This is a genomic window from Idiomarina sp. OT37-5b (assembly GCF_002968395.1).
GTDB lineage: Bacteria > Pseudomonadota > Gammaproteobacteria > Enterobacterales > Alteromonadaceae > Idiomarina > Idiomarina aquatica.
In genome coordinates, this window is record NZ_CP027188.1 from 481,317 (window position 1) to 503,723 (window position 22,407).

Below are 22,407 nucleotides of genomic sequence, written 5' to 3' on the forward strand. Positions count from 1 at the left end.
CAAAGGCGCGAGCGCAGCAAAGCAGCAAGCGCCAAAGGCGCGAGCACAGCAAAGCAGCAAGCGCCAAAGGCGCGAGCACAGCAAAGCAGCAAGCGCCAAAGGCGCGAGTACAAACCGCAAGCGCGAAAGCGCGCCCAGCAAGTTCGCGCAGCGAACGCCAAGCAAGGCGCAACGCGCCGCCAAGCAAGCACCGAAGGTGCGCCAAGCGCAATTTTCGCACACGAAAATTGCGCAGAAGAGCTTGCTTAAAATGACGTCGGTATGTATAATCCACGCGCAACATGAATCCCCCTACGGAGTGTTGCAATGCTGCGAATCGCCCAAGAAGCTCTTACCTTTGACGACGTCTTACTCGTCCCCGGACATTCAACCGTTCTGCCTCATCAAGCCGATCTGCGCACCAAATTGACGCGCGGAATTACCCTGAACGTGCCTCTGGTATCAGCGGCGATGGACACCGTCACCGAAGCCCCATTGGCGATCGCGCTGGCGCAGGAAGGCGGCATCGGTTTTATCCACAAAAACATGACCGCTGAGCAGCAGGCTGCACACGTTCGTAAAGTGAAAAAATACGAAAGTGGCATGGTCACAGACCCGGTTACCATTCACCCTGACACCACCATCGGTGAAATCAAAGCATTGACCGCTGAACATGGCTTTCAGGGCTTCCCGGTGATCGAGAAAAACGGCGATCTGGTTGGCATCGTGACCGGCCGTGACACCCGTTTTGAAGACGATGACGCTAAGCAGGTAAAAGACGTCATGACCGGTAAAGACCGTTTGGTCACCGTGCATGAAAGCGCTGAAAGCGAAGAAATCCTGCAGTTGATGCACCAGCATCGCATCGAAAAAATTCTGGTGGTCGATGATGCCTACAAACTGAAAGGCATGATCACGCTGAAAGACTTTGAAAAAGCCGAGAACAAACCCAACGCTTGTAAAGACGAATTGGGCTCCTTGCGTGTCGGCGCAGCGGTCGGCGTTGGACCGGGTACCGAAGAACGCATCCAGTTGCTGGTCGAAGCTGGCGTTGATGTTCTGCTCATCGATACCTCACACGGTCATTCTCAGGGCGTGATTGATCGCGTTGCAAAAACGCGTAAAGACTATCCAAACTTACAGATCATCGCCGGTAACGTAGCAACCGCAGCGGGTGCTAAGGCATTGGCAGAAGCGGGTGTTGACGCGGTGAAAGTGGGGATTGGCCCGGGTTCAATTTGTACCACTCGTATCGTCACCGGTTGCGGCGTACCACAGATTACCGCCATTGCCGACGCGGTTGACGCCCTTAAAGGTACTGACATTCCGGTGATTGCCGACGGCGGTATCCGCTTCTCCGGCGACATCGCCAAAGCCTTGGTGGCAGGCGCGCACTGTGTCATGGTGGGTAGCATGCTGGCCGGTACCGAAGAATCGCCGGGCGAAGTCGAGCTGTATCAGGGCCGCTATTACAAATCCTATCGTGGAATGGGTAGCCTGGGTGCGATGAATCAGCGTAACGGCTCTTCAGATCGCTATTTCCAAAGCTCGAACGAAGCGGAAAAGCTGGTCCCCGAAGGTATCGAAGGTCGCATCGCCTATAAAGGACCGATTTCGGCCATCATCCATCAGCAGATGGGTGGTGTGCGCTCGGCCATGGGCTTAACCGGTTGCGCCAACATCGAAGAACTGCGCACCAAGCCGCAGTTTGTCAAAGTGACCGCGGCCGGCATGGGTGAATCGCACGTCCATGATGTGCAGATCACCAAAGAAGCACCGAATTATCGCAGCTCTTAAGTAGCGCCTTTTTATCCGACAGGAAACGAAAAACAGCATGACTCAAGACATTCATGATCATCGAATACTGATTTTAGACTTCGGCTCTCAATACACTCAGTTGATTGCGCGCCGTATCCGTGAAATTGGCGTTTACTGCGAGCTGTGGGCTTGGGACGTTGACGAACAGGACATCCGTGACTTCGCCCCGAAAGGCATCATTCTGTCCGGTGGTCCGGAAAGTGTGACCGAGCAAGGTTCGCCACGCGCACCGGATTACGTATTTGAAGCCGGCGTGCCGGTACTGGGTGTGTGCTACGGTATGCAAACCATGGCGCATCAGCTGGGTGGTTCGGTACAGGGGTCCCTGGAGCGCGAATTTGGTTACGCGCAAATCGAACTGGTCGAGAAAAGCCCGTTGTTTGAAGCCATTGAAGATGCGGTCAGCGAATCCGGTGCGCCGTTGCTGGATGTCTGGATGAGCCACGGCGATAAAGTCGATGCCATCCCGGCAGGATTCCACACCGTGGCCAAAACCTCGTACTGCCCGTACGCCGCGATGGCGGACGAAGAGCGTCGTTTTTACGGCGTGCAGTTCCACCCGGAAGTGACGCATACGCGTCAGGGTATGCGTATGCTGGAACATTTTGTCAGCGGCATTTGCGGTTGCGAGAAAAACTGGACACCAGAGCAAATTATCGACGATGCGATTGAACGTATCCGTGAGCAGGTTGGCAGCGATAAAGTCATTTTGGGTTTGTCCGGTGGTGTTGACTCCTCAGTCACGGCGATGTTGCTGCATCGCGCCATTGGCGAACAGCTTACCTGTATTTTTGTTGATAACGGTTTGTTGCGTTTAAACGAAGCCGAACAGGTGATGGAAATGTTCGGCGACCATTACGGCCTGAACATTCTGCCGGTGAAAGCCGAAGATCGCTTCCTGGATGCGCTGAAGGGCGAAAACGATCCAGAGAAAAAACGTAAGATCATCGGTAATACCTTTATCGAAATCTTCGACGAAGAAGCGGCCAAACTGACCGAAGTCGACTGGTTGGCGCAGGGCACCATTTACCCCGACGTCATTGAGTCAGCCGGCTCCAAAACCGGTAAAGCGCATGTGATCAAATCACACCACAACGTCGGTGGTCTGCCGGAAGACATGAAGTTGGGCTTGGTTGAGCCGTTGCGTGAACTGTTCAAAGACGAAGTACGCAAAATTGGCTTAGAACTCGGCCTGCCGTACAACATGCTGTACCGTCATCCGTTCCCGGGACCGGGTTTAGGTGTACGGGTACTGGGCGAGATCAAGAAAGAGTATTGCGATTTACTGCGTCGGGCCGATGCCATCTTCATCGAAGAATTGCACAAAGCCGACTGGTACCACAAAGTCAGTCAGGCCTTCGCGGTATTCCTGCCAGTGCGGTCGGTAGGCGTGATGGGCGATCAGCGCAAATACGACTGGGTTATCGCACTGCGAGCGGTAGAAACCATCGACTTTATGACCGCGCGCTGGGCGCACCTGCCGTATGAGCTATTGGAGAAGGTATCCAACCGCATCATCAACGAGGTCACCGGCATTTCACGGGTAACCTACGACATCTCCGGCAAACCACCGGCAACGATTGAGTGGGAATAACCAACGATTGGTAGCGTGCGCCTTTGGCGCACGAATATTCAATCTTGACCAATTCGCTTGCGCCAAAGGCGCAAGCTACTCGGCTTTCGCCCTCAACTCACCTTTCGCTAAACGAATAGCCAGCTCGGTGCCCGGCGGTGCTTGCTGGCTGTCGCGTATGACGTTGCCGTTGTTATCGCGAACGATAGCGTAACCTCGGTCGAGGGTGTTGAGTGGGCTGACAATGTTCAGTGCTTGCATCAAGCTGCGCTGCTGCTCTGTTTTCTGCTTCAACAATCGCTCAATTGCTGGGTTTAACCGCTGTTGCACATCACTTAATCGACGCTGACAACGATCCAGATCCTTCTGTGGATGTAATGCTTGTAGGCGACTTTGGAAATAATTCTGGCGTTGTATTAAGCGCTGCAACTGAACCTGCATGGCACGCGTTGCGCGCGCCTGCAATTCGTCCGCGCGCTGTGCCTGTTGTTGCAGTTGGCGCTGCGGATGTTGCTGTTGCAAACGCACCTGCAGGTGTTGAAAGCGTTGCGCGCTGTGCGTCAGTTTACGTTGTTGTGCCAGCATCAGGCGTTGCTGCAGTGACTGCAACTGCTGCAGCGTCTGACTACGATCCTTGGTGACCACCTCGGCAGCTGCTGACGGCGTGGGGGCGCGCAAATCGGCGACAAAGTCACAGATGGTAAAGTCGATCTCGTGACCAACGGCGCTGATCACCGGCATCGGCGCATCGACCAACATTCTCGCTACCCCTTCGTCGTTAAAGCACCAAAGATCCTCGATGGAGCCACCGCCACGGCTGACAATCAGTACGTCGACCTCGTTTCGGACAAAGGCGCTGTGCAGCATGTGTTTTAATTGTGGAATCGCGGCTTCACCCTGAACCGCACTGGGATAGATGATCACTTCAACGTTTGGGTCGCGCCGTTTCATCACCGCCAGAATGTCCTGAATGGCGGCACCGGTCGGTGAGGTGACCACGCCGACCCGCCGAATGTCCGTCGGCAGCGGGCGTTTGCGTTCATTGGCAAACAGACCTTCAGCAGCCAGTTTCACTTTCAATTGTTCAAATTGCTGTTGCAGCAGACCCTGACCGGCATCTTCGATGTGTTCAACAATCAGTTGGTAATCACCGCGAGGGGCATAGACAGTGACCCGTGCCCGCACCAAAACCTGGACACCATTCTGCGGCCGGATCTTAGCGCGTTGATTGTTGCCACGGAACATCGCACAACGGATCTGTGCTTTGTCGTCTTTAAGGGTAAAGTACCAATGGCCGGAACCCGGCGCAGCAAAGTTCGACACCTCACCCACCAGCCAGACATTACCAAACTGCTGCTCCAGCGCCAGACGGATGTCGTTGTTCAGTTTCGAAACCGAGTAAATGTCCATATGAATTGCACCCTGTTCGGTAGCGTGCGCCTTCGGCGCACGGGCTTGCGCCAAAGGCGCAAGCTACAGCTCGATATCCACCCACACCAACCGGTGGTCGGAGGATGCGCCGCGCTCGGCCATTAAGCGATAGCCTTGCTGTCCTTTGATAGGCCAGAAGACGCCGGCGTCGTTAACGGTTAAGTCCGTTGAAGGTAGCACATAATCAACGCGCTTGCGCCAGGCGGCGGTGTGATACTCAGCGCCATCGATATCCGGAGAATGACGTTTACCGCCTTTACTGGTCGGCGCAGGATCCTTCACGCGGGGGTGCTCAAGCAGTTGCTCAATGGCACCATCAACGCCGCCGGCGCCCGGTGCCGCATTAAGATCACCTAAGATGACAAAAGCGGCATCAGCGGCTAAACCGCCACGTACGCCATCGTCATCGTAAATGTAGTTATCAGCACCTGGTGTGAGATAGTCACGGATTAAGCGAATTTCATCAAAGTTCTTCATACCGTTACGGTTTTCCGGACCATCGAAACTCGGCGGTGTTGGGTGCGCAGCGAGTAAATGAATACGGCGTTCGCCGACCTGAACCGGCACATCCCAATAGGATTTAGAGCTTAATGGGAACTGTGCCATGACCTCGTCGGAATACCAGTTTTCAGCGGTCAGTTCGCCGGCTTCATTAGGTACTTTGGGGACATGATGGCCGGGCATATCGCGCCATAAGAAATGTTGGAAGGTGCGCGCGTCATCGATAGCCAACGGATATTTCGACAAGATCACCATGCCGTACTGACCCGGATACCAACCAAAACCCCAGGCATCATTACCACGGCCAGTGGCTTCACCGTCGCGGTTAAGATCAAACGCCGATGGCACACCGGTATTAACCGGAGCGGTGTAAACATAAGGGTACTCAAGCGGCTGCAGACCGTTCTGCGATGCGCCCAGGTAGTCACGCAGGAACACATCAATGCCGCGTTCGCGCTCGACATAATCAAACTCGTTCAGTAGCACGATATCCGGACGTACACGCTGCAATATCTCAGCAATGCCGGCAATTTGTTCATTGCCGTTGGCCAGTTGCGCCGGAACCGGAGACTCCGTGACCGTGGGTAATTGTTCATAATCGACATAATTACTGGCGTCCATACTGACATTAAATGTCGCTATCCGGACGCGATCAGACGCAAACGATGTAGAAGAAACCATGAAAAGTGCTGCCAAGAGAAAAAAGTTAAAACGCATAAAGCCCATGAGTACGCCTTGTGAGGGGAAGCTACGACAAGTTTTTACAATAAAGGTTCAATTGGCACTAGGCAAGCGTTGCTTAATTAATTAAAATGCGCGCACAAATTGACACATTAATGTCATAAAACGGTATCAAAAGCTTAATGATTTCAACCGCTCCATACACAGCGACGAACTCTTACCACACCCGCGAAGCCTGTCTCGTTGTCAGCTTTCCGGTGGCTAATCAGTTGTTGTGCCGCGGTTCCTCATCTTTTCGGGGAAAACGAAATTCACGATTTGCTGTTTCTATCTCCCCTGCTGTATTTAGAATAAATCCCAAGTTTTTCAAAGCTTTCATCAATTTGTCATCTTTACGCGATATAAACCTTCGCTCGTTGCTTTTTGTTTTAACCCTCAATCGAAAACCAGGAAATAACTCATGACGTTGAATTTTAAAGTGAGTCGCCTTTCGGCTGCGTTAGCGCTAGCTGTTGGGTTATCGACCAGCGCTATGGCGCAGGACACTTCATCTGTTGTACGTGGTAACGTAGTTACAGCTTCAGGCGAAGTTGCCGCTAATGCACGTGTTGAAATCATTCACATTCCTACCGGAACACGCTCTGTTGCGACAACCAACGAAGCGGGTGCATTCTCTAACTCAGGCCTGCGCGTTGGCGGTCCTTACCTTATCGTTATCGAAGGTGAGAACGGCCGTAAAGTATACGAAGACGTATACTTGTCACTAGGCGAACCTTTCCGTATCAATGCTGAGCTTGAAGCTGTTGATATGGAACGTATTGAGGTTTCTGGTTCTGCGATCATCGGCTCGTCTAACAGCGGTAGCAGCAGCTACTTCGGTGAAGACGATATTGCAAACACGCCAACGTTTAACCGTGACTTGAAAGAAGTTGCACGTTTAAACCCATACGTAAACCTGTTGTCAGGTAGCGAAACACCAATGAGTATTGGTGGTGCTAACCCACGTTACAACAGCGTCTCAATCGACGGTGTTGGTGTGAATGATGACTTCGGTCTGAACGGCAACGGTTACCCAACGCAGCGTTCACCGATTTCTATCGACGCGGTTGAGCAAGTCGCTGTAGACGTCGCTCCATTTGACGCGTCAGAAGGTGGTTTCTCAGGCGGCCGCATCAATGCAGTAACCAAATCAGGTACGAACGAATTCCACGGTTCATTGACCTATGAGCGCATGAGCGACTCTCTCGCAGGTGACCCTAAAGATCCTGAAGATGGTGAAGAATTACCCCTGGACTTTGAACGCGATACATATAGCCTGGCGTTAGGCGGACCGATTGTTAAAGATAAATTGTTCTTTTTCGCGAACTACGAAAAATCGGAAGAACCTGCGCAAATAGAATTTGGCCCGGCCGGTGCGGGCGCTGCTAATGACAGCGACGTAACACTGGATCAATATAACGACGTTAAGCGCATTGCAGATGAAGTTTATGGCGTTGACATCGGTAACTGGGACACTATCCAGGACACAACCAACGAAAACTTGTTGTTCAAGTTGGACTGGAACATCAACTATGATCACCGCTTAGCCTTTACCTACAATCAGACTGAAGGTAACAACGTTCGCGGCCGTAGTGGCTCGTCACGGTCATTAAGTCTAGACACCAACTGGTACAACTATCAGCAAAACATGGATCTTTACCGTGTTTCATTGTTCTCAGATTGGAGCGGTGACCTATCCAGTGAGTTCTATGTTAGCCAAAAATCGGTAGAATCTTTGTCTGGACTGATTACCAAAGACATTGGTGAAATCAGCATCCGAACCGGCACTGGTACACTGGTCTTCGGCCCAGACTCAAATCGTCATGCTAACCACTTAGAAACGGATAACCTGAAAATTGGTGCTCGTTTTGATTATTTGATCGGTGACCATGAAATTGAATTTGGTGGCGAATACGATCGTACTGATGTATTCAACGTATTTGTGCGCAACTCATTAGGTTCATGGACATTTGATTCAATCGACGACTTTGAAAACCGTGTTGCTGACTCGTTTGATTACGAAAATGCTTATACAAATGACGCAACCGATGCGGCTGCAGACTTTGAACTTGGTCAGTGGAACTTATACGTTCAAGACAATTGGTATCTTAACGATACGATGGAGTTAGGGTTAGGCCTACGTTATGAACGTTATGACGTCAGCGATAAACCAACACTGAATCCAAACTTTGTTGACCGTTATGGTTACAGTAACCAAGAAAACCTTGATGGTATTGACATCTTCCTACCACGCGTTGATTTCAAATGGTTCGCTACTGACCAAATGGTTGTGCGTGCAGGCGCAGGTCGCTTCTCGGGCGGTCGTCCTAATGTTTGGGTTTCAAACTCGTTCTCAAACGATGGCTATACGCTGGTTCAGTTTAACCGTAGCGAAGTTCCAGAAAGTGAATACCTGACCAACGTTGACATTGCAAACGTGCCTGAAGCGGTTCGCAACGCGATGTATGCAGGTGACGGTTCTACCAACAGCATCGATCCTAACTACGAAATCCCGTCTGATTGGATTGCTCGTGTTGGTGTAGACTATCAGTTTGACGTTCCGGGCTTTGGCGATAATTACAATGCAACGGCAGAAGTCATGCGCAAATGGATGACTGACAACAGCCAGTGGAAAGACATTTCTCGTTGCAAAGCAGGTGAGACTGCGGCCGGCGTTAACGTCTATGAGCCATGCGATCCAAACGCACCTGAAGGTCACTACGACCTGCAGCTAACCAATGAAGATCCTTCAGGAAAAGCTTGGATTGTTACCACGTCACTGTCTAAAGAGTGGGACAACGGCTTCAATGCATACGCTGCATATACCTATCAGGATATTGAAGAAGGTAACCCAGGTACATCATCTACAGCGACCTCAAACTATCAGTACAACGTTGTTATTGATCGTAACAAGGCGCTGATTGGCACAGCTGACTATGAAGTAGAACATAGCTTGAAAATTGCTCTGGGCTACAGCAAAGAGTTCTTTGACGGTTATGCGTCTAAGTTCAACTTGTTCTTCCAACGTCGTTCAGGCACAGCCTTCAGTTACACGCTGGGAATGCATGACGACCGTGATTTCGGAGACCAGGATTACTTCGATCGTTCTGATGCGTACTTAGTTTATGTGCCAGGCGGTGAGAACGATCCTAACATCAGCCCTGAAAGCGGTCTGAGCTATGCTGAAATCATGGATTTATTCGGTCAAGCTGGCATCGACCAGTATGCTGGCGGTTTTGCTCCTAAGGGTGCTGGCCGTTCACCTTGGATTACTTCGATGGACTTCCAGTTCCAACAGGAAATTCCTGGACTTATGGAAGGTCATAAAGGTACGTTGTATTTCACAATCAACAATTTACTTAACCTGATCGACAGCTCGAAAGGTCAAGTATTGCGTCAGCGTTATACCACTAAGCCAATCGTTGACTTCGGTGGCCTCGATAGCGAAGGTCGTTATATCTACGACCCAGTTTACGGCGGTTTTGATAACCGTAACTGGAGCTCTTTCGAAGCAGAAGAGTCAACTTGGCGTGCTAAAATTGGTGTTCGTTACACCTTCTAAGTTTAGTTACGTAAAACCATCAAGCCGCGTTTTTAACGCGGCTTTTTTTTGCTCAAATTTGGAAAAGAGTTCACAAACTTGTCATAAATCGACTATACCCTGATATGTGTTCAAAAAAACAACACTAGGGATGAACGAATATCATGTTTACGTTAACTTTCAAACGCACCGCGATTGCTGCGGCTGTTGCCATGACCTTGTCAGGCGCGGCTGTCGCGCAAGACACCTCATCTAATTTACGTGGTTCGGTGGCAACCGAGTCGGGTGAAATTGTCGCCAATGCAACCATCCAACTGCGTGACGAACGTACCGGTACGACACGTACCTATACCACTAACGAACAGGGCGCTTTCTCGGCACGAGGTCTCAGTGTCGGTGGTCCTTACACCATCGTTGCAGAAGGTCCTGGTGGCCGTCGCGACGTGATTGAAAACATTTATCTGACACTGGGTGATTCCGAGTCCATTCGTGTGGTGCTGGAAGCGGATATGGAAACCATTTCAGTGACCGGGTCTACCATGGCGAATTCGCTCTACGGCAGCAACAGTCCGGCGGCCAATTTTAACTTGAGTGACCTGGAGAACCTGCCGGCCATCAACCGTGACTTGAAAGACATCGTCCGCGTTGATCCCCGTGTTTACATTGACCAAAGCTTTGGTGATGGTATTCAGTGTGTCGGCGCAAGCCCGCGTTTTAACAGCTTGACGGTTGACGGCGTACGCATGAACGATAACTTCGGCCTCAACTCGAACGGTTACCCAACCGAACGTATGCCGTTCTCCTACGATGCCATCGAGCAGGTGGCTGTAGAATTTGCGCCCTTTGATGTGCAATACGGCGGGTTTACCGCGTGTAACATCAACGCCGTAACAAAATCGGGTTCTAACGAATTCCACGGTGGTTTCTTCTACGACTACACCAACGAATCTATGATCGGTGATGAACTGGAAGGCACTAAGCTGGAGCAGGCCGACTTTGAAGAAGACCGTTATGGCTTCACTTTGGGCGGCCCGATCATTGAGGATACCTTGTTCTTCTTCGCCTCTTATGAAAAATTTGAAGGCGCGGATAACTTCGATTTTGGTCCGGCCAACAGTAATGCAGCTACGGTCGTTAACGGCGTCAGTCAGGAGCAATTAAATCAGATCGCACAGATCGCTCGTGATGTTTACGGCTATGACGTCGGCGAACCACTCTTGTCGTCGCCGGTTGAAGACGAAAAAATGTTGCTGAAGCTGGACTGGCAAATTAACGACGCCCACCGTGCCTCAGTAACCTACAACTACAACGAGGGCTCGTCAGTCACACCATCAGACGGTGGTAATGCGTTCGAATACGAATTCTCAAACCATTTTTATAACCGTGGCGCTGAGTTCACCTCGTACGTTGGTCAATTATACTCTGACTGGACCGACCGTTTTTCAACCGAGTTCCGGGTCGGCTATTCAGAACTCGATAACCTGCAGGAAACCATTGGTCCAAAAGACATCGCCGACTTCCAGATCAATACTCAGTTTGATCACGACAACAACGGTACGCCATCATCGGCCACCGTTTATTTTGGCGCCGATGACTCACGTCAGGCCAACGATCTTTACTATGAAACCATGTTCTACAAAATGGCGGGTACCTATTTTGTCGGTGACCACGTCATTTTTGGTGGCTTCGAGCGCGAAGAGCTCGACATCTTTAACATGTTTGTGCAGCATTCCCGCGGTGGTGAAATTGACTTCTACTCGCTGGAAGACTTTATTAACGGCGATGTCGGCCGTTACTACTATGGCTCGGGTACCGGCACCAACAACCCACGTGATGCCGCCGGTGCGTTCAAATACGCCACCAACACCGCCTACTTACAGGACGAGTACTATTACGCGCCGATGGACATGACCATCACCATGGGTTTCCGTTACGACTGGTACACCAGCGACGACTACCCGCAGGAAAACCCGAACTTCGTCCAGCGTTACGGTTTCACCAATGCCTCGAACCTCGACGGCGAAGGCCTGTTCCAGCCACGCATTGGCATCAACTGGAATGTCAGCCCGTCACTTGAAGTTCGTGGTGGTATTGGTCTTTACTCCGGTGGTAATCCCAACGTGTGGTTGGCCAACAACTTCCAGCAGGATGGCATCAGCCAGACTCAGGTTTCTCTCAGCGGCTTTAACTTGTTCGACGTACCACTGAGCGGCGAAGGGCGTCCGGGCTATGATGCACCGGCTGAGCTGGTTGACGCGGTAACCAACGCGACCAACGATTCAGCGGTCAATGTGTTGGATCCTAACTTTGACATTCCAAGTGAATGGAAGTACGCGCTCGGTGCAACCTACACCTTCCCGGACGAATACATCCTGATGACGGATTTCATGTACACCGTTCGTAAAAACGAAGCGTACATCAAAAACATCGCCGTTGAGCAGGTTGGCACGATGGCCGACGGGCGTCCAATTTACGGCGAACGCGAAGCGGGTCGTTCTGAAGACTTGATGTTAACCAACTTAAGTGATGACACCAAAGCGTTCTCATTCTCGACCGCTATCAGCAAGAGCTACGACTTCGGTCTGAGCGGCTCATTGGCGTATGCCTTCACCGAGTCGGAAGATGGTAACCCAATGACCAGCTCAGTGGCGTACTCAAACTACGCGAATTTCGCCACGGACAACTTTAACAATCCGTCTGCGGCTACCTCGAACTACGAGATACCGCACCGTTTTACCTTGCGTTTAACCTATCAAAAAGAATTTTTTGACGGGCTGAACACCACGGTGTCACTGTTTGGCTCTGCCAACAAAGGTCGTCCATACAGCTATGTGTTCCAGAATACTCCTGACCAGCCGGCGATTCAGGGTCTTGATATCGCCGATGATCGTCAGTTGCTGTACGTACCGGACGGTGCAGACGATCCGAATGTCGTATTTACGGACAACTTCGATCAACAGGCCTTCTTTGCATGGCTGAACGATTCAGGTTTGGGCAAGTACGCCGGCGGTTCAGCCGAGCGCAACGCCCAGTACAGTTCCTGGTGGCATAAATTAGACCTGCACGTTTCACAAGATCTGCCGGGTTTAATGGAAGGTCATAAAGCTAGCCTGTTCTTTACCATTGATAACCTGACCAACTTACTGAATGACGACTGGGGTGTTCTGTATCAAGCAGGCTTCCCGCAGTATCAGGAAGTGGTATCGGCGTACCGTAATGAACAGGGTCAGTATGTATTCGACCAGTTCTTAGAACCGAATGTTCAAAGTCGGGTGTCGGGTCCATCACTATGGACAGCACGCATCGGCGTCGAATATAAGTTTTAATCGCACGGCGCGTTGCGCCGCGCTTGGCGCCGCCTTCGGGCGGCTTGCTGGGCGGCCCCGCTCTGCGGGGCCTTGCTTGGCGTTCGCGGTGCGAACTTGCCTGGCGCGGCTGCGCCGCTTGCTGGTTTTGCGCCTTGTCGCCTTCGGCGACTCGGCGCTTTGCCCTTGCCGCTTTGCGGCTCAGGCGTTGTTTTTTCCCCTTGTCGCCTTCGGCGACTCGGCGTTCTGCCCTTGCCGCTTTGCGGCTCGGGCGTTGGTTTTTTCCCTTGTCGCCTTCGGCGACTCGGCGATTTGCCCTTGCCGCTTTGCGGCTCGGGCGTTGTTTTTTCCCTTGCCGCCTTCGGCGACTCGGGGTTACGTAGGTCGTGCCTTTGGCACGACTTTTATTTTTAGATAATACAATTGAAAGTTTACTTTTTGGACTTGCTTCAACAACTCTTCGCATACATCATTACTGAAATATCCTAACTTTTTTGCAATCAATAACTGCGTTTCCAATTCGGCATTCGACGCCTTGGCGATACTTAAAAAACGATTTTTTTCAACCTCACTATCCCGCGTCATCCCCTCAGCAATATTCGACGGCACCGAAATCGCCGAACGCCTTACCTGATCAGCAAAGGCATAATTCTGGCAAGACTCCACCAACCTCAGCACCTCAACCGCAATCTCCAACGCCCCCTGCCAAACCCTTAGATTTTTATAACTCACCAACCGCCCTCCATGGCAAAACAAAAAGTATAGCCCAACAACCCAACACCCGAGCCGCAAAGCGGCAAGGAGGAAACCAACACCCGAGCCGCGTAGCGGCAAGGGCAAAGCGCCAAGTCGCCGAAGGCGACAAGGCGCAAAACAGCAAGCGGCGCAGCCGCGCCACGCAAGTTCGCATCGCGAACGCCAAGCAAGGCACCGCGAAGCGGAGCCGCCCAGCAAGCCGCCCAAAGGCGGCGCCAAGCGCGGCGCAACGCGCCGCGCTAGAAAAACCAAGAAAATTCCGATAACCTCAGCACATTATTCAATAGAGAAATGACCCATGGAACTGACCTGGACAAGCCTGCTGCCATCGCTACTGGCGATCATTTTTGCCATCATCACACGCAAAGTACTGCTCGCCCTGATCGGCGGCATTCTGCTCGCCAACATACTCCTGTTTTGGCCCCACAGCAGTGACATCAGCGAAGGCGTCCTACTCAGCTCCTGGAGTACCCTGGTCGACCCCGGCAACATGCTGGTCTGGTTCTTTACCCTTGGCATCGGCGCCTTGTTTGGCGTCCTTGAAAAAGGCGGAACGTTTAAACAGTTCGTGCTAAAACTCGAACAAAAACAATGGGTTGAATCCAAACGCCGCGCCCGACTTATGACCTGGGTACTCGGCGTTATCGTTTTTATCGAATCCAACGTCACCATCATGATCTCCGGCACCACATCCCGGCCTATCTACGATCGACTTGGCATTTCGCGCGAAAAACTGGCTTATATCGTCGACTCCACCTGCGCGGCGATCTGTATTCTTATCCCACTCAATGCCTGGGGCGCCTTTAATCTCACGTTGATTGCTAATCAAGGGGTTGAGCAGCCGTTGCTGGTCTTTATTCAATCCATTGCCTTTAACTTTTACGCCATCTTCGCGGTATTGCTGGCGCTGTTTGTGGCATGGTTCGACTGGAATATCGGCCCGATGAAGGCCTTTGAACGTAACGCTAAGCCCAACCGCGTAACCCAGCACACTTGGTCCGATGGTCCTGATGAGGAAGCCAGCTTTGGCAAAGGCACGGCGGTGGTGTTGCTGAGCCTGATAGCACTAGTGGTAATGGTGCCGGTGATGCTGTTGATAACCGGTAACGGCGTGCTGGTTGAGGGCGATGGCACGCTCAGCGTATTTGTTGCCATCTATATTGCGTTGGGGCTGGCAATGTTGGGGACGTTGCTTACCGGCTCGGCAGGTGCGGCTAAGATCGTAACCAGTGCCTTGAAGGGAGCCTGGAATATCTTACCGCTGGCGGTCATTCTTTGGTTATCCATAACGCTTGGCGGGCTAACCCGTGATCTGGGTACCGGTGAATTTCTGGCGTCGGTGCTGGACGGCAGCGTTAGCGTGTGGATGTTGCTGCCGCTGATTTTTGTGTTGTCGGCCATCACCGGATTCTCGATTGGTTCGAGCTGGGGAACCTTTGCTATTATGTTGCCGCTGGCGATTCCGATAGCCATGACCCTGGGGCTACCGGCGGCACCGTTTATCGCCGCCGCGATTTCGGGGGGAATCTTTGGCGATCACGCGTCACCGATATCCGACACGACGATTATTGCCTCGATGGCCAGCGGCACTGAACACATCGATCACGTGCGCACCCAATTGCCCTATGCGCTATTGGCCGGCGCAGGCGCCACCATCGCCTACGCCATCACCGGCGCGGTGATGTAGGTCGCGCCTTTGGCGCGACACTAGGGTGCAAAAAGAGCAAAACTCTGAACCGCAGAGGTCAATGTTTTAAAAACATGCGCCAAGGGCGCACGCTACGGATAAGAAGATGAATCAAGACGAAATCTACATGCAGCGGGCGCTGGAGCTGGCGGCAAAAGCGGCGGCAGAGGACGAAGTGCCGGTAGGAGCCGTGCTGGTGGTTAACGACGAAATCGTTGGTGAAGGTTATAACCAGGTCATCACGCTGTCCGACCCGTCAGCGCACGCTGAAGCCCAAGCCATCAGAGCCGCCGGCAAAGCCATCGACAACTATCGGCTGGTTGACTCCACCCTGTACGTGACACTCGAGCCCTGTGCCATGTGCGCCGGATTAATTACCCACGCCCGCGTTAAACGGCTGGTGTTTGGTGCCACCGATCCTCGTACCGGTGCCGCCGGCACCGCCATAGAAGTGCTCAATCACGCCTCCATGAATCACAAAGTCGACGTCCAGGGCGGTATTCTCAGCGACGCCTGCGGCGACATCCTGCGCCAGTTCTTCCGCGCCCGCCGCTAGCCGTAGCTCGCGCCTTTGGCGGTAGCTTGCGCCTTTGGCGGTAGCTTGCGCCTTTGGCGCAAGTTGGCCCTAAAGCAAGCCCGCTTCTGTCAGAGCTCGAGGGGGGTGACCAGGAACCGCCACGAGCACATCCGTGTGGGCTTGTTTCCGGCCATCCATGGCCTCCAACATTCCTGGTCACCCCCCTCAAACTCTGACGCGTTCTTACTTTGCGGCCAACTTGCGGCGGTCGTGATAAGTTGTTCGTAAATCGCCTGCGGCGGTAGCTTGCGCCTTTGGCGCAAGGGTGGGCCCTAAAGCAAGCCCGCTTCTGCCAGAGCTCGAGGGGGGTGACCAGGAACCGCCACGAGCACGTCCGTGTGGGCTTGTTTCCGGCCATCCATGGCCTCCAACATTTCTGGTGACCCCCCTCAAACTCTGACGCGCGTACTCACTTTACGGCCAACTTGCGGCGGTCGTGACAAGCAGGCACAGGATTTGTTGCTCCCGCGGCAGGGGGTGTCGAAGGCCAGGGATGGCCTGAGACAAGCGCACACGGATGTGCTTGTAGCGTCCCCCTGCCGCGGGTGCAACAGAGCCTGTAAAGCCTGCTTGTTACTACCGCTGCCCTTGCGCCAAAGGCGCAAGCTACCCTTGCCAATCGTTGATTGCAGATTTGTTGTTTTCCCCCTAAGATGATTGCAGATCATCCAGGGAGAATAACAATGAAAAAGCTCTTACTTGCGGCGGCCATTAGCGCCGTTTCTTTTGCGGCTCCTCAGGCTGCGGCACAGCAATCACCGGTTGCCATTGATGACACACTCGAAGCAAAAGTCATCGAATGGCGTCGTCATATTCACGCCAACCCGGAACTCGGTAACCGTGAATACGAAACCGCTAAATACATCGCCAATCATCTGCAATCGCTGGGGCTGGAGGTGAAAACCGGTATTGCACATACCGGTGTTGCCGCGTTGCTCAAAGGCAACGGTGATGGGCCAACCATCGCCTTGCGGGCTGATATGGACGCGCTGCCGGTAACGGAAAAAACCGATGTACCGTTTAAATCGACCGTTACGTCAACCTACCGTGGTAACGACGTTGGCGTCATGCACGCCTGTGGTCACGACACCCACGTTGCCATGCTGATGGGCGCAGCCGAACAGCTGGTGAAAATGAAAGATCAGCTTAACGGTAACGTACTGTTTATCTTCCAGCCGGCAGAAGAAGGCGCCCCGGAAGGTGAAGAGGGTGGTGCCGAACTGATGCTGGAAGAAGGCTTGTTCACTAACGTATTCCCAGGCTACAAGCCGGAGCGCGTATTTGGAATCCATGTTTGGGGCGGCTTCCCGACCGGTCACATCGGTTATCGCAAAGGCCCGCTGATGGCTTCGTCTGATAAATTTGAAATTAAGGTTAAAGGCGTTCAAACCCACGGTTCACGGCCTTGGGGTGGGGTTGATCCTATTGTGACGTCAGCGCAGATCATCAACAGCTCGCAAACCATCATCAGTCGCCAGTCTGACATCACCAAAGCGCCGGCGGTGCTGAGCTACGGTATTGTTGAAGGCGGCGTTCGCAACAACATCATTCCTGACGAAGTAACCATGATAGGTACTATTCGTAACTTCGATATGGACATTCGTGCAGACATCCACGAAAAGCTTGAGCATACCGCTAAGCATGTTGCGATGGCTAACGGCGCTGAGGCCGAGGTCAAGATTGACTTGGGGTATCCGGTAACGGTCAACAACCCGGAGTTGGTCGAGGAAATGTTGCCGATCACCAAGCGCATTGCCGGTGCGGATAAGGTGCGTGAAGTGCCGCTGGTGACCGGGGCAGAGGACTTTTCGTTTTATGCACTGGAAGTACCGGGAATGTTTGTTTTTCTCGGGGTAACTCCGCCGGATCAGGACATGGACGAAGCGCCGTCTAACCACTCGCCGTATTTTTATGCCGATGAGGACGCACTGCGCACCGGTGTCGACCTCTACGTCAACTGGGCACTAGAGTCCATGTAAGAACGGTATGTCGCGCCTTGGGCGCGACACTACCTTTTCACCGCAGAGGGCACAGAGAACGCAGAGGTTTTAATTTTAAAACGAATAGCTTCCCGTACCATATCACCACCGGTGCTGGTGACGGGCGCTTGGCCCGCCCTCAAAATCAAAGCCGGAACGATTGGGTTTTCCATATTAAGAGGTTTTCTCCGCGCTCTCAGCGGCCTCTGCGGTTTAATGGTTAAGAACGTGCGCCAAAGGCGCACGGTACGTCCTGATCTACGTCAACTTCATCCCTGATAACACCTAATTAACGTTTTTTTAACGTCAAACCTCTAGTAAATTACTAAGTCCACATTTTGTACAGGGTTATTAGGGGACTCTTATGCCTACGCCAAAACAGGCAACAGTTACCGGTGTTGAACAAACCTTTTCGGCACGCGCAAACATCCTGTCGACAACGAACCTAAAAGGCCAGATAACTTACGTTAATCAGGACTTCGTTGACATCAGCGGTTTTCAGCGTGACGAGTTGATTGGTCATGGCCATAACATCGTTCGTCATCCCGAGATGCCGAAGCAGGCGTTCAAGATGCTCTGGGATAACCTCAAGCAAGGTCAGTCGTGGATGGGACTGGTGAAAAACCGCTGTAAAAACGGTGACCACTACTGGGTTGATGCCTTTGTTACCCCCATTAAAAACAACAGCAAAGTTACCGAATATCAGTCGGTGCGGCGCAAAGCGCAATCGATTTGGGTAAAGCGGGCAAGCGACATCTATCGGACACTCAACCAGGGGCGGCGGGTGAGGAAGCTTGCTGATGCCATGCCAACCCACATCCGGCTGTTACTCAGTGTCCTGCTGCCTTACTTTATCCCCGCTGCCAGCCTTATTATTGCCCCGTCGTTAGCCATGTTTAGTTTGAGTGTCTTAGCTGCGGTCTGTTTATCGATTGTGCTCGTCATTATGACCTGGCAACCCTACCGTGAGGCGATCAGTAAAGCGAAAGACGTGATTGATGATCCCGTCGCGCGTTACATCTACACCGGCAACAATACCGAGGCCGGCAATTTATTGCTGGCGCTGAAAAAATTGGAGGCTGAAAATTCGGCACTGATTGGCCGTATCCACGACACCTCACTGGCCTTGTCCGATAGTGCGTCGAGCCTTAGCAGTGCGGTTATGCAGTCGGAAACCGGCAGTAAAAGCCAGCTACAGCAGACCGACGCGGTGGTGACAGCGCTGGAACAGATGCAGCACGGCGCGCATGAAGTTGCTAGTAGTACCCGGCAAACCGCGGATGCCACGCAACGCGGGTTACAAACCGCCGAAGATGGTCAAGCTGTGATTCAGGCGACCGAACAGTCAATCCAGCAATTGACGCAACAACTGCAACAGGCGTCATCGGTGATATCGACGGTTTCGCAGCGCAGTCAGGACATTGAACAAATCCTTGATGTCATCCTTAGTATTGCCGAGCAAACCAATCTGTTGGCGCTAAATGCTGCTATTGAGGCTGCGCGCGCGGGCGACTCGGGGCGTGGTTTTGCCGTGGTTGCCGATGAAGTGCGCTCGCTGGCAAACCGCACGCAGGAGTCAACGGCTGACATCCGCGGTGTTATTGAGCAACTGCAACAATCGGTGCAACAGGCAGTGACCACCATGCAACAAGGGGAGACGATGGCGGCCGATAGTGTTGAGAGCAGCCAACAGGCGGCACACTATTTAACCACCGTGGTGGACTCCATCAGCCGCGTTAGTGCTCTGACCGAACAGGTTGTCAGCGCGGTAGAGCAACAGCAACAGGCCTGCGACAGCGTACAGGACTCGGTCGCCGGTATCCGCGCCAGTGCGCAGGAAAATCTTGAGGCGGTTCAGCTCAGTCGCGAGGTCAGCCATCGCACGGTCGAATTTGCCAATCAACTGGACAAACTCACCCTTCAATTTTGGGAAGCACAACAGGGCGTTGCGCATGAAACAGCTCACTAACTCGGCATCAAGTTTGTACTCACTGGCCGATTATATCGACGATCCCTATGAGTCGATCAGTATTGATTTACTGCAACATTTTCTGCGCGCTCTGGATTACAGCGCCATTGTCTCGATCACAGATCGGGATGGTGTGATTACCTATGTCAATGAACAGTTCGTTCGAATCAGTGGCTATGAGCGCAGCGAGCTGATTGGGCAAAAGCACAATGTCGTTCGCCATCCGGATATGTCGCTGCGGGTGTTTGAACAGCTGTGGCAGACGATCAGTAACAGGAAACCCTGGCGTGGCCTGATAAAAAATCTGCGCAAAGACGGTAGTGCTTACTACGTTAAAAGCGTCATCCTGCCGGTGCTGGATGACAACGGCGAGATCACTCAATTTCTGAGTATTCGTAATGACGTCACTGACATCATAGAAGTACGTCACCAGTTAAGGGAGCAGCTAACCGATGATCTCACCGGGTTGCCTAATCGCATGGCGCTCCTTAATGAACTGAAAGAATGCAAAGTGGGGGCGGCCGCGGTGTTTGACCTTCGCAACTTCAAACTGTTTAACGACTACTGGGGGATCGACATCGGTGATGTCTATATCCGCAAGCTGGGCGAGCAATTTAAGCTATTAGAGCAAAGCTACGAGGTAAAAGTGTATCGCTTAAATGGCGCCTGTTTTGCGATTCGGCCCCGCCAGCGCCTGCAAAAGCACGAGTTCTGCCTGATGGTAGAGCAGGTTAAGTACGAACTCGAACATAAAGACATTCTGTTTAATGACATTGACTGCGATATTCAGTTAACCGTCGGTATCGGTATTTCACCGAGCCGGGCGCTTGCTTACGCCGAAAGCGCGGTGGCTGACTCCAAAGCTAAGTTTTATGGCCGAGCGGTGGTGATAAAAGATGGCAGTGACAGTGGTGATAATGCCTTCTGTTGGGTCGAGGAAATCAAGGAGGCGCTACGGGACGGCCGCTTGCTCGCTTTTTTCCAAAAGATGTGCAGCGCTAAAGACCCAGGCACCGGTAACGACAAATACGAAGCACTGGCACGGATAAAACTGCGCAATGGCCGCGTGGTTTCGCCGTTGGAATTTCTCGATCACCTGAAAAAGACCCGTTACTACGCCGAACTGACCAAAGAAATGGTCGTTCGCGCACTGGAATTTGCCGGCCACAACCGTTGTAAGGTGTCCGTTAACTTATGTATTCAGGATATTTTGGACACCGACACCGTGGCTTTTATCGAACAGCAATTACTGCACTATGGTGGGCAGCGCATTATTTTTGAAATTACCGAATCGGAGGCGGTGAATGACTTTGCCCGGGTCAGTGAGTTTATCGACCGTGTGCGAACGTTCGGCGCGACCATCGCCATCGATGATTTTGGCAGTGGTTATTCCAACTTCGTTTATCTGGTGCAGCTAAAGCCGGAGTACATAAAAATTGATGGCTCTATCATCAGCGGCATTGTCGATAATGAGCAAAGTTACCTGGTGACGAAAAGCATTGTCGATATGGCTCGTAATCTTAACATCAAGACCATTGCTGAATTTGTCAGCAGTCACGCCATTTTAGAGCGCCTTCGCCTGCTTAATGTGGATTTCTTACAAGGGTTTTATTTGCATCGGCCGGAATTAAGCTAACGTGTACGATGAATAATAAATGAAATTTTAACATTTAATGTTGCACTTTATCGTACATTAAAATAGTCTTGCAAACGTAAAAGTTTGTAAAGAAACAGTAAAGCAGGGAAGCCCCACATATGCAAGGTGAACCGTCGTCATCGACCGCAACCGATATCGCCGCTAACTCGGCGCAGCCGCCGGGATTCTGGAAGAAACTGGCACGTATTATTGTTACGGTGTCGTTACCGCTCATCGCCATGGGGCAATGGGTCGACACGCGGGATCTACTCATCGACACTTACCAGGGATTCATCACCCACTTCACCGATGAGGTCGAGTTGGAGATGCTATCCGAAGTGCGGGTTGGTGGCAACCTAGACTATCTCGAACAGGTGTTCGGTGTCGCGAAGCTGATCAAGAGCAGCTCGCTCGAAGCCGATACGCAATACCGCTATTACCAACATCCCAAATTTATGCTGACCCTGGCGGTTCGTCAAAATCAGGTAACCGGCTACACCGTCACCTCGCTGCGGCCTGCATTTCATCCGCCGATTACATTTTCAGACTTAACGCTGGGTGAGCAAAGCTTTGCTCAGATGCAAGACTTTGCCGGTGTGTTTACGGCCGATGCCGCCAACATTCATTACTACATGGAACAAAGACAGTTGGCGCGCGAAGGACTGTTCTATAACCGTTATCTTGCATATGTCGAGTATGGAGCGGAGCACCGCGATTCTGAGCGCAAGGTACAACCCATCGCAGAAACCCTTAACCGCATCAGTGACGCCTACGCCCTGGACGATACCGAGCTGTTGCGCACGCAGTTAACCCAGTTACGCGAACAGCAGCGCCCAAATACCTATGTATTAGGCCGGTTAAGCCTGGAGCAGGCCGCAGAAATGGTGCTGACGCGGTATGAGTTTAATGCCTATTTTGGCCAGGAGAGTTAATCG

Annotated in this window: 13 protein-coding genes; 10 read left to right on the top strand and 3 right to left on the bottom strand. The window is 52.2% G+C overall.

What is annotated here, in order from left to right:
* Positions 1-306: 306 nt before the first annotated feature.
* Together guaB and guaA are read left to right on the top strand one after the other, a co-directional pair.
* Positions 307-1,776: an IMP dehydrogenase gene (guaB, locus tag C5610_RS02330; RefSeq protein ID WP_105305712.1), complete on the top strand. Its 1,470-nt coding sequence runs from the start codon at positions 307-309 to the stop codon at positions 1,774-1,776.
* 37 nt (positions 1,777-1,813) lie between these two features.
* A complete protein-coding gene (gene guaA / locus C5610_RS02335) occupies positions 1,814-3,391 on the top strand; it encodes a glutamine-hydrolyzing GMP synthase (RefSeq protein WP_105305713.1) in 1,578 nt (525 codons plus the stop codon).
* A gap of 75 nt (positions 3,392-3,466) precedes the next feature.
* On the opposite strand, the gene xseA is transcribed toward guaA, so the two are convergent.
* On the bottom strand, positions 3,467-4,780 hold the full coding sequence (gene xseA / locus C5610_RS02340) for an exodeoxyribonuclease VII large subunit (RefSeq protein ID WP_105305714.1): 1,314 nt from the start codon (positions 4,778-4,780) through the stop codon (positions 3,467-3,469).
* A 63-nt stretch (positions 4,781-4,843) separates the two neighbouring features.
* Positions 4,844-6,028, bottom strand: a complete 1,185-nt coding sequence (locus tag C5610_RS02345) for an endonuclease/exonuclease/phosphatase family protein (RefSeq protein ID WP_222843003.1) — start codon at positions 6,026-6,028, stop codon at positions 4,844-4,846.
* Between the two features lie 415 nt (positions 6,029-6,443).
* On the opposite strand from C5610_RS02345, the gene C5610_RS02350 reads away from it, so the two are divergent.
* Positions 6,444-9,584, top strand: a complete 3,141-nt coding sequence (locus tag C5610_RS02350; RefSeq protein WP_105305715.1) for a TonB-dependent receptor domain-containing protein — start codon at positions 6,444-6,446, stop codon at positions 9,582-9,584.
* A 143-nt stretch (positions 9,585-9,727) separates the two neighbouring features.
* Positions 9,728-12,889 (top strand): TonB-dependent receptor, encoded by a 3,162-nt coding sequence (locus C5610_RS02355; RefSeq protein WP_105305716.1) that lies wholly within the window; start codon positions 9,728-9,730, stop codon positions 12,887-12,889.
* A 354-nt stretch (positions 12,890-13,243) separates the two neighbouring features.
* On the opposite strand, the gene C5610_RS13570 is transcribed toward C5610_RS02355, so the two are convergent.
* Entirely contained in the window at positions 13,244-13,600 is a 357-nt protein-coding gene (locus tag C5610_RS13570; protein WP_158682640.1) for a four helix bundle protein, read from the bottom strand.
* A gap of 322 nt (positions 13,601-13,922) precedes the next feature.
* Here C5610_RS13570 and C5610_RS02365 point away from each other — a divergent pair, with 322 nt between their 5' ends.
* The 6 genes from C5610_RS02365 (at position 13,923) to C5610_RS02390 (ending at position 22,404) form a co-directional block, all read left to right on the top strand.
* Complete coding sequence (locus C5610_RS02365) at positions 13,923-15,311, top strand: Na+/H+ antiporter NhaC family protein (protein ID WP_105305718.1); 1,389 nt, start codon at positions 13,923-13,925, stop codon at positions 15,309-15,311.
* 106 nt (positions 15,312-15,417) lie between these two features.
* On the top strand, positions 15,418-15,867 hold the full coding sequence (gene tadA, locus C5610_RS02370; protein WP_105305719.1) for a tRNA adenosine(34) deaminase TadA: 450 nt from the start codon (positions 15,418-15,420) through the stop codon (positions 15,865-15,867).
* Between the two features lie 704 nt (positions 15,868-16,571).
* A complete protein-coding gene (locus C5610_RS02375) occupies positions 16,572-17,867 on the top strand; it encodes an amidohydrolase (RefSeq protein WP_105305720.1) in 1,296 nt (431 codons plus the stop codon).
* Between the two features lie 364 nt (positions 17,868-18,231).
* Complete coding sequence (locus C5610_RS02380) at positions 18,232-19,836, top strand: PAS domain-containing methyl-accepting chemotaxis protein (protein WP_105305721.1); 1,605 nt, start codon at positions 18,232-18,234, stop codon at positions 19,834-19,836.
* A complete protein-coding gene (locus C5610_RS02385; protein ID WP_105305722.1) occupies positions 19,820-21,472 on the top strand; it encodes an EAL domain-containing protein in 1,653 nt (550 codons plus the stop codon). Before C5610_RS02380 ends, C5610_RS02385 begins: the two co-directional genes overlap by 17 nt.
* Positions 21,473-21,591: 119 nt before the next feature.
* Positions 21,592-22,404 (top strand): ETEC_3214 domain-containing protein, encoded by an 813-nt coding sequence (locus C5610_RS02390; RefSeq protein ID WP_105305723.1) that lies wholly within the window; start codon positions 21,592-21,594, stop codon positions 22,402-22,404.
* Positions 22,405-22,407 lie beyond the last annotated feature (3 nt).

Excerpts from the sequence above, each read along its gene's own strand:
- C5610_RS02380 (WP_105305721.1), top strand. The coding sequence starts at position 18,232 with ATGCCTACGCCAAAACAGGCAACAGTTACCGGTGTTGAACAAACCTTT.
- xseA (WP_105305714.1), bottom strand. The coding sequence starts at position 4,780 with ATGGACATTTACTCGGTTTCGAAACTGAACAACGACATCCGTCTGGCG.
- C5610_RS02355 (WP_105305716.1), top strand. The coding sequence starts at position 9,728 with ATGTTTACGTTAACTTTCAAACGCACCGCGATTGCTGCGGCTGTTGCC.
- C5610_RS02375 (WP_105305720.1), top strand. The coding sequence starts at position 16,572 with ATGAAAAAGCTCTTACTTGCGGCGGCCATTAGCGCCGTTTCTTTTGCG.
- C5610_RS02385 (WP_105305722.1), top strand. The coding sequence starts at position 19,820 with ATGAAACAGCTCACTAACTCGGCATCAAGTTTGTACTCACTGGCCGAT.
- C5610_RS02345 (WP_222843003.1), bottom strand. The coding sequence starts at position 6,028 with ATGGGCTTTATGCGTTTTAACTTTTTTCTCTTGGCAGCACTTTTCATG.
- C5610_RS02350 (WP_105305715.1), top strand. The coding sequence starts at position 6,444 with ATGACGTTGAATTTTAAAGTGAGTCGCCTTTCGGCTGCGTTAGCGCTA.
- tadA (WP_105305719.1), top strand. The coding sequence starts at position 15,418 with ATGAATCAAGACGAAATCTACATGCAGCGGGCGCTGGAGCTGGCGGCA.
- guaA (WP_105305713.1), top strand. The coding sequence starts at position 1,814 with ATGACTCAAGACATTCATGATCATCGAATACTGATTTTAGACTTCGGC.
- guaB (WP_105305712.1), top strand. The coding sequence starts at position 307 with ATGCTGCGAATCGCCCAAGAAGCTCTTACCTTTGACGACGTCTTACTC.
- C5610_RS02390 (WP_105305723.1), top strand. The coding sequence starts at position 21,592 with ATGCAAGGTGAACCGTCGTCATCGACCGCAACCGATATCGCCGCTAAC.
- C5610_RS02365 (WP_105305718.1), top strand. The coding sequence starts at position 13,923 with ATGGAACTGACCTGGACAAGCCTGCTGCCATCGCTACTGGCGATCATT.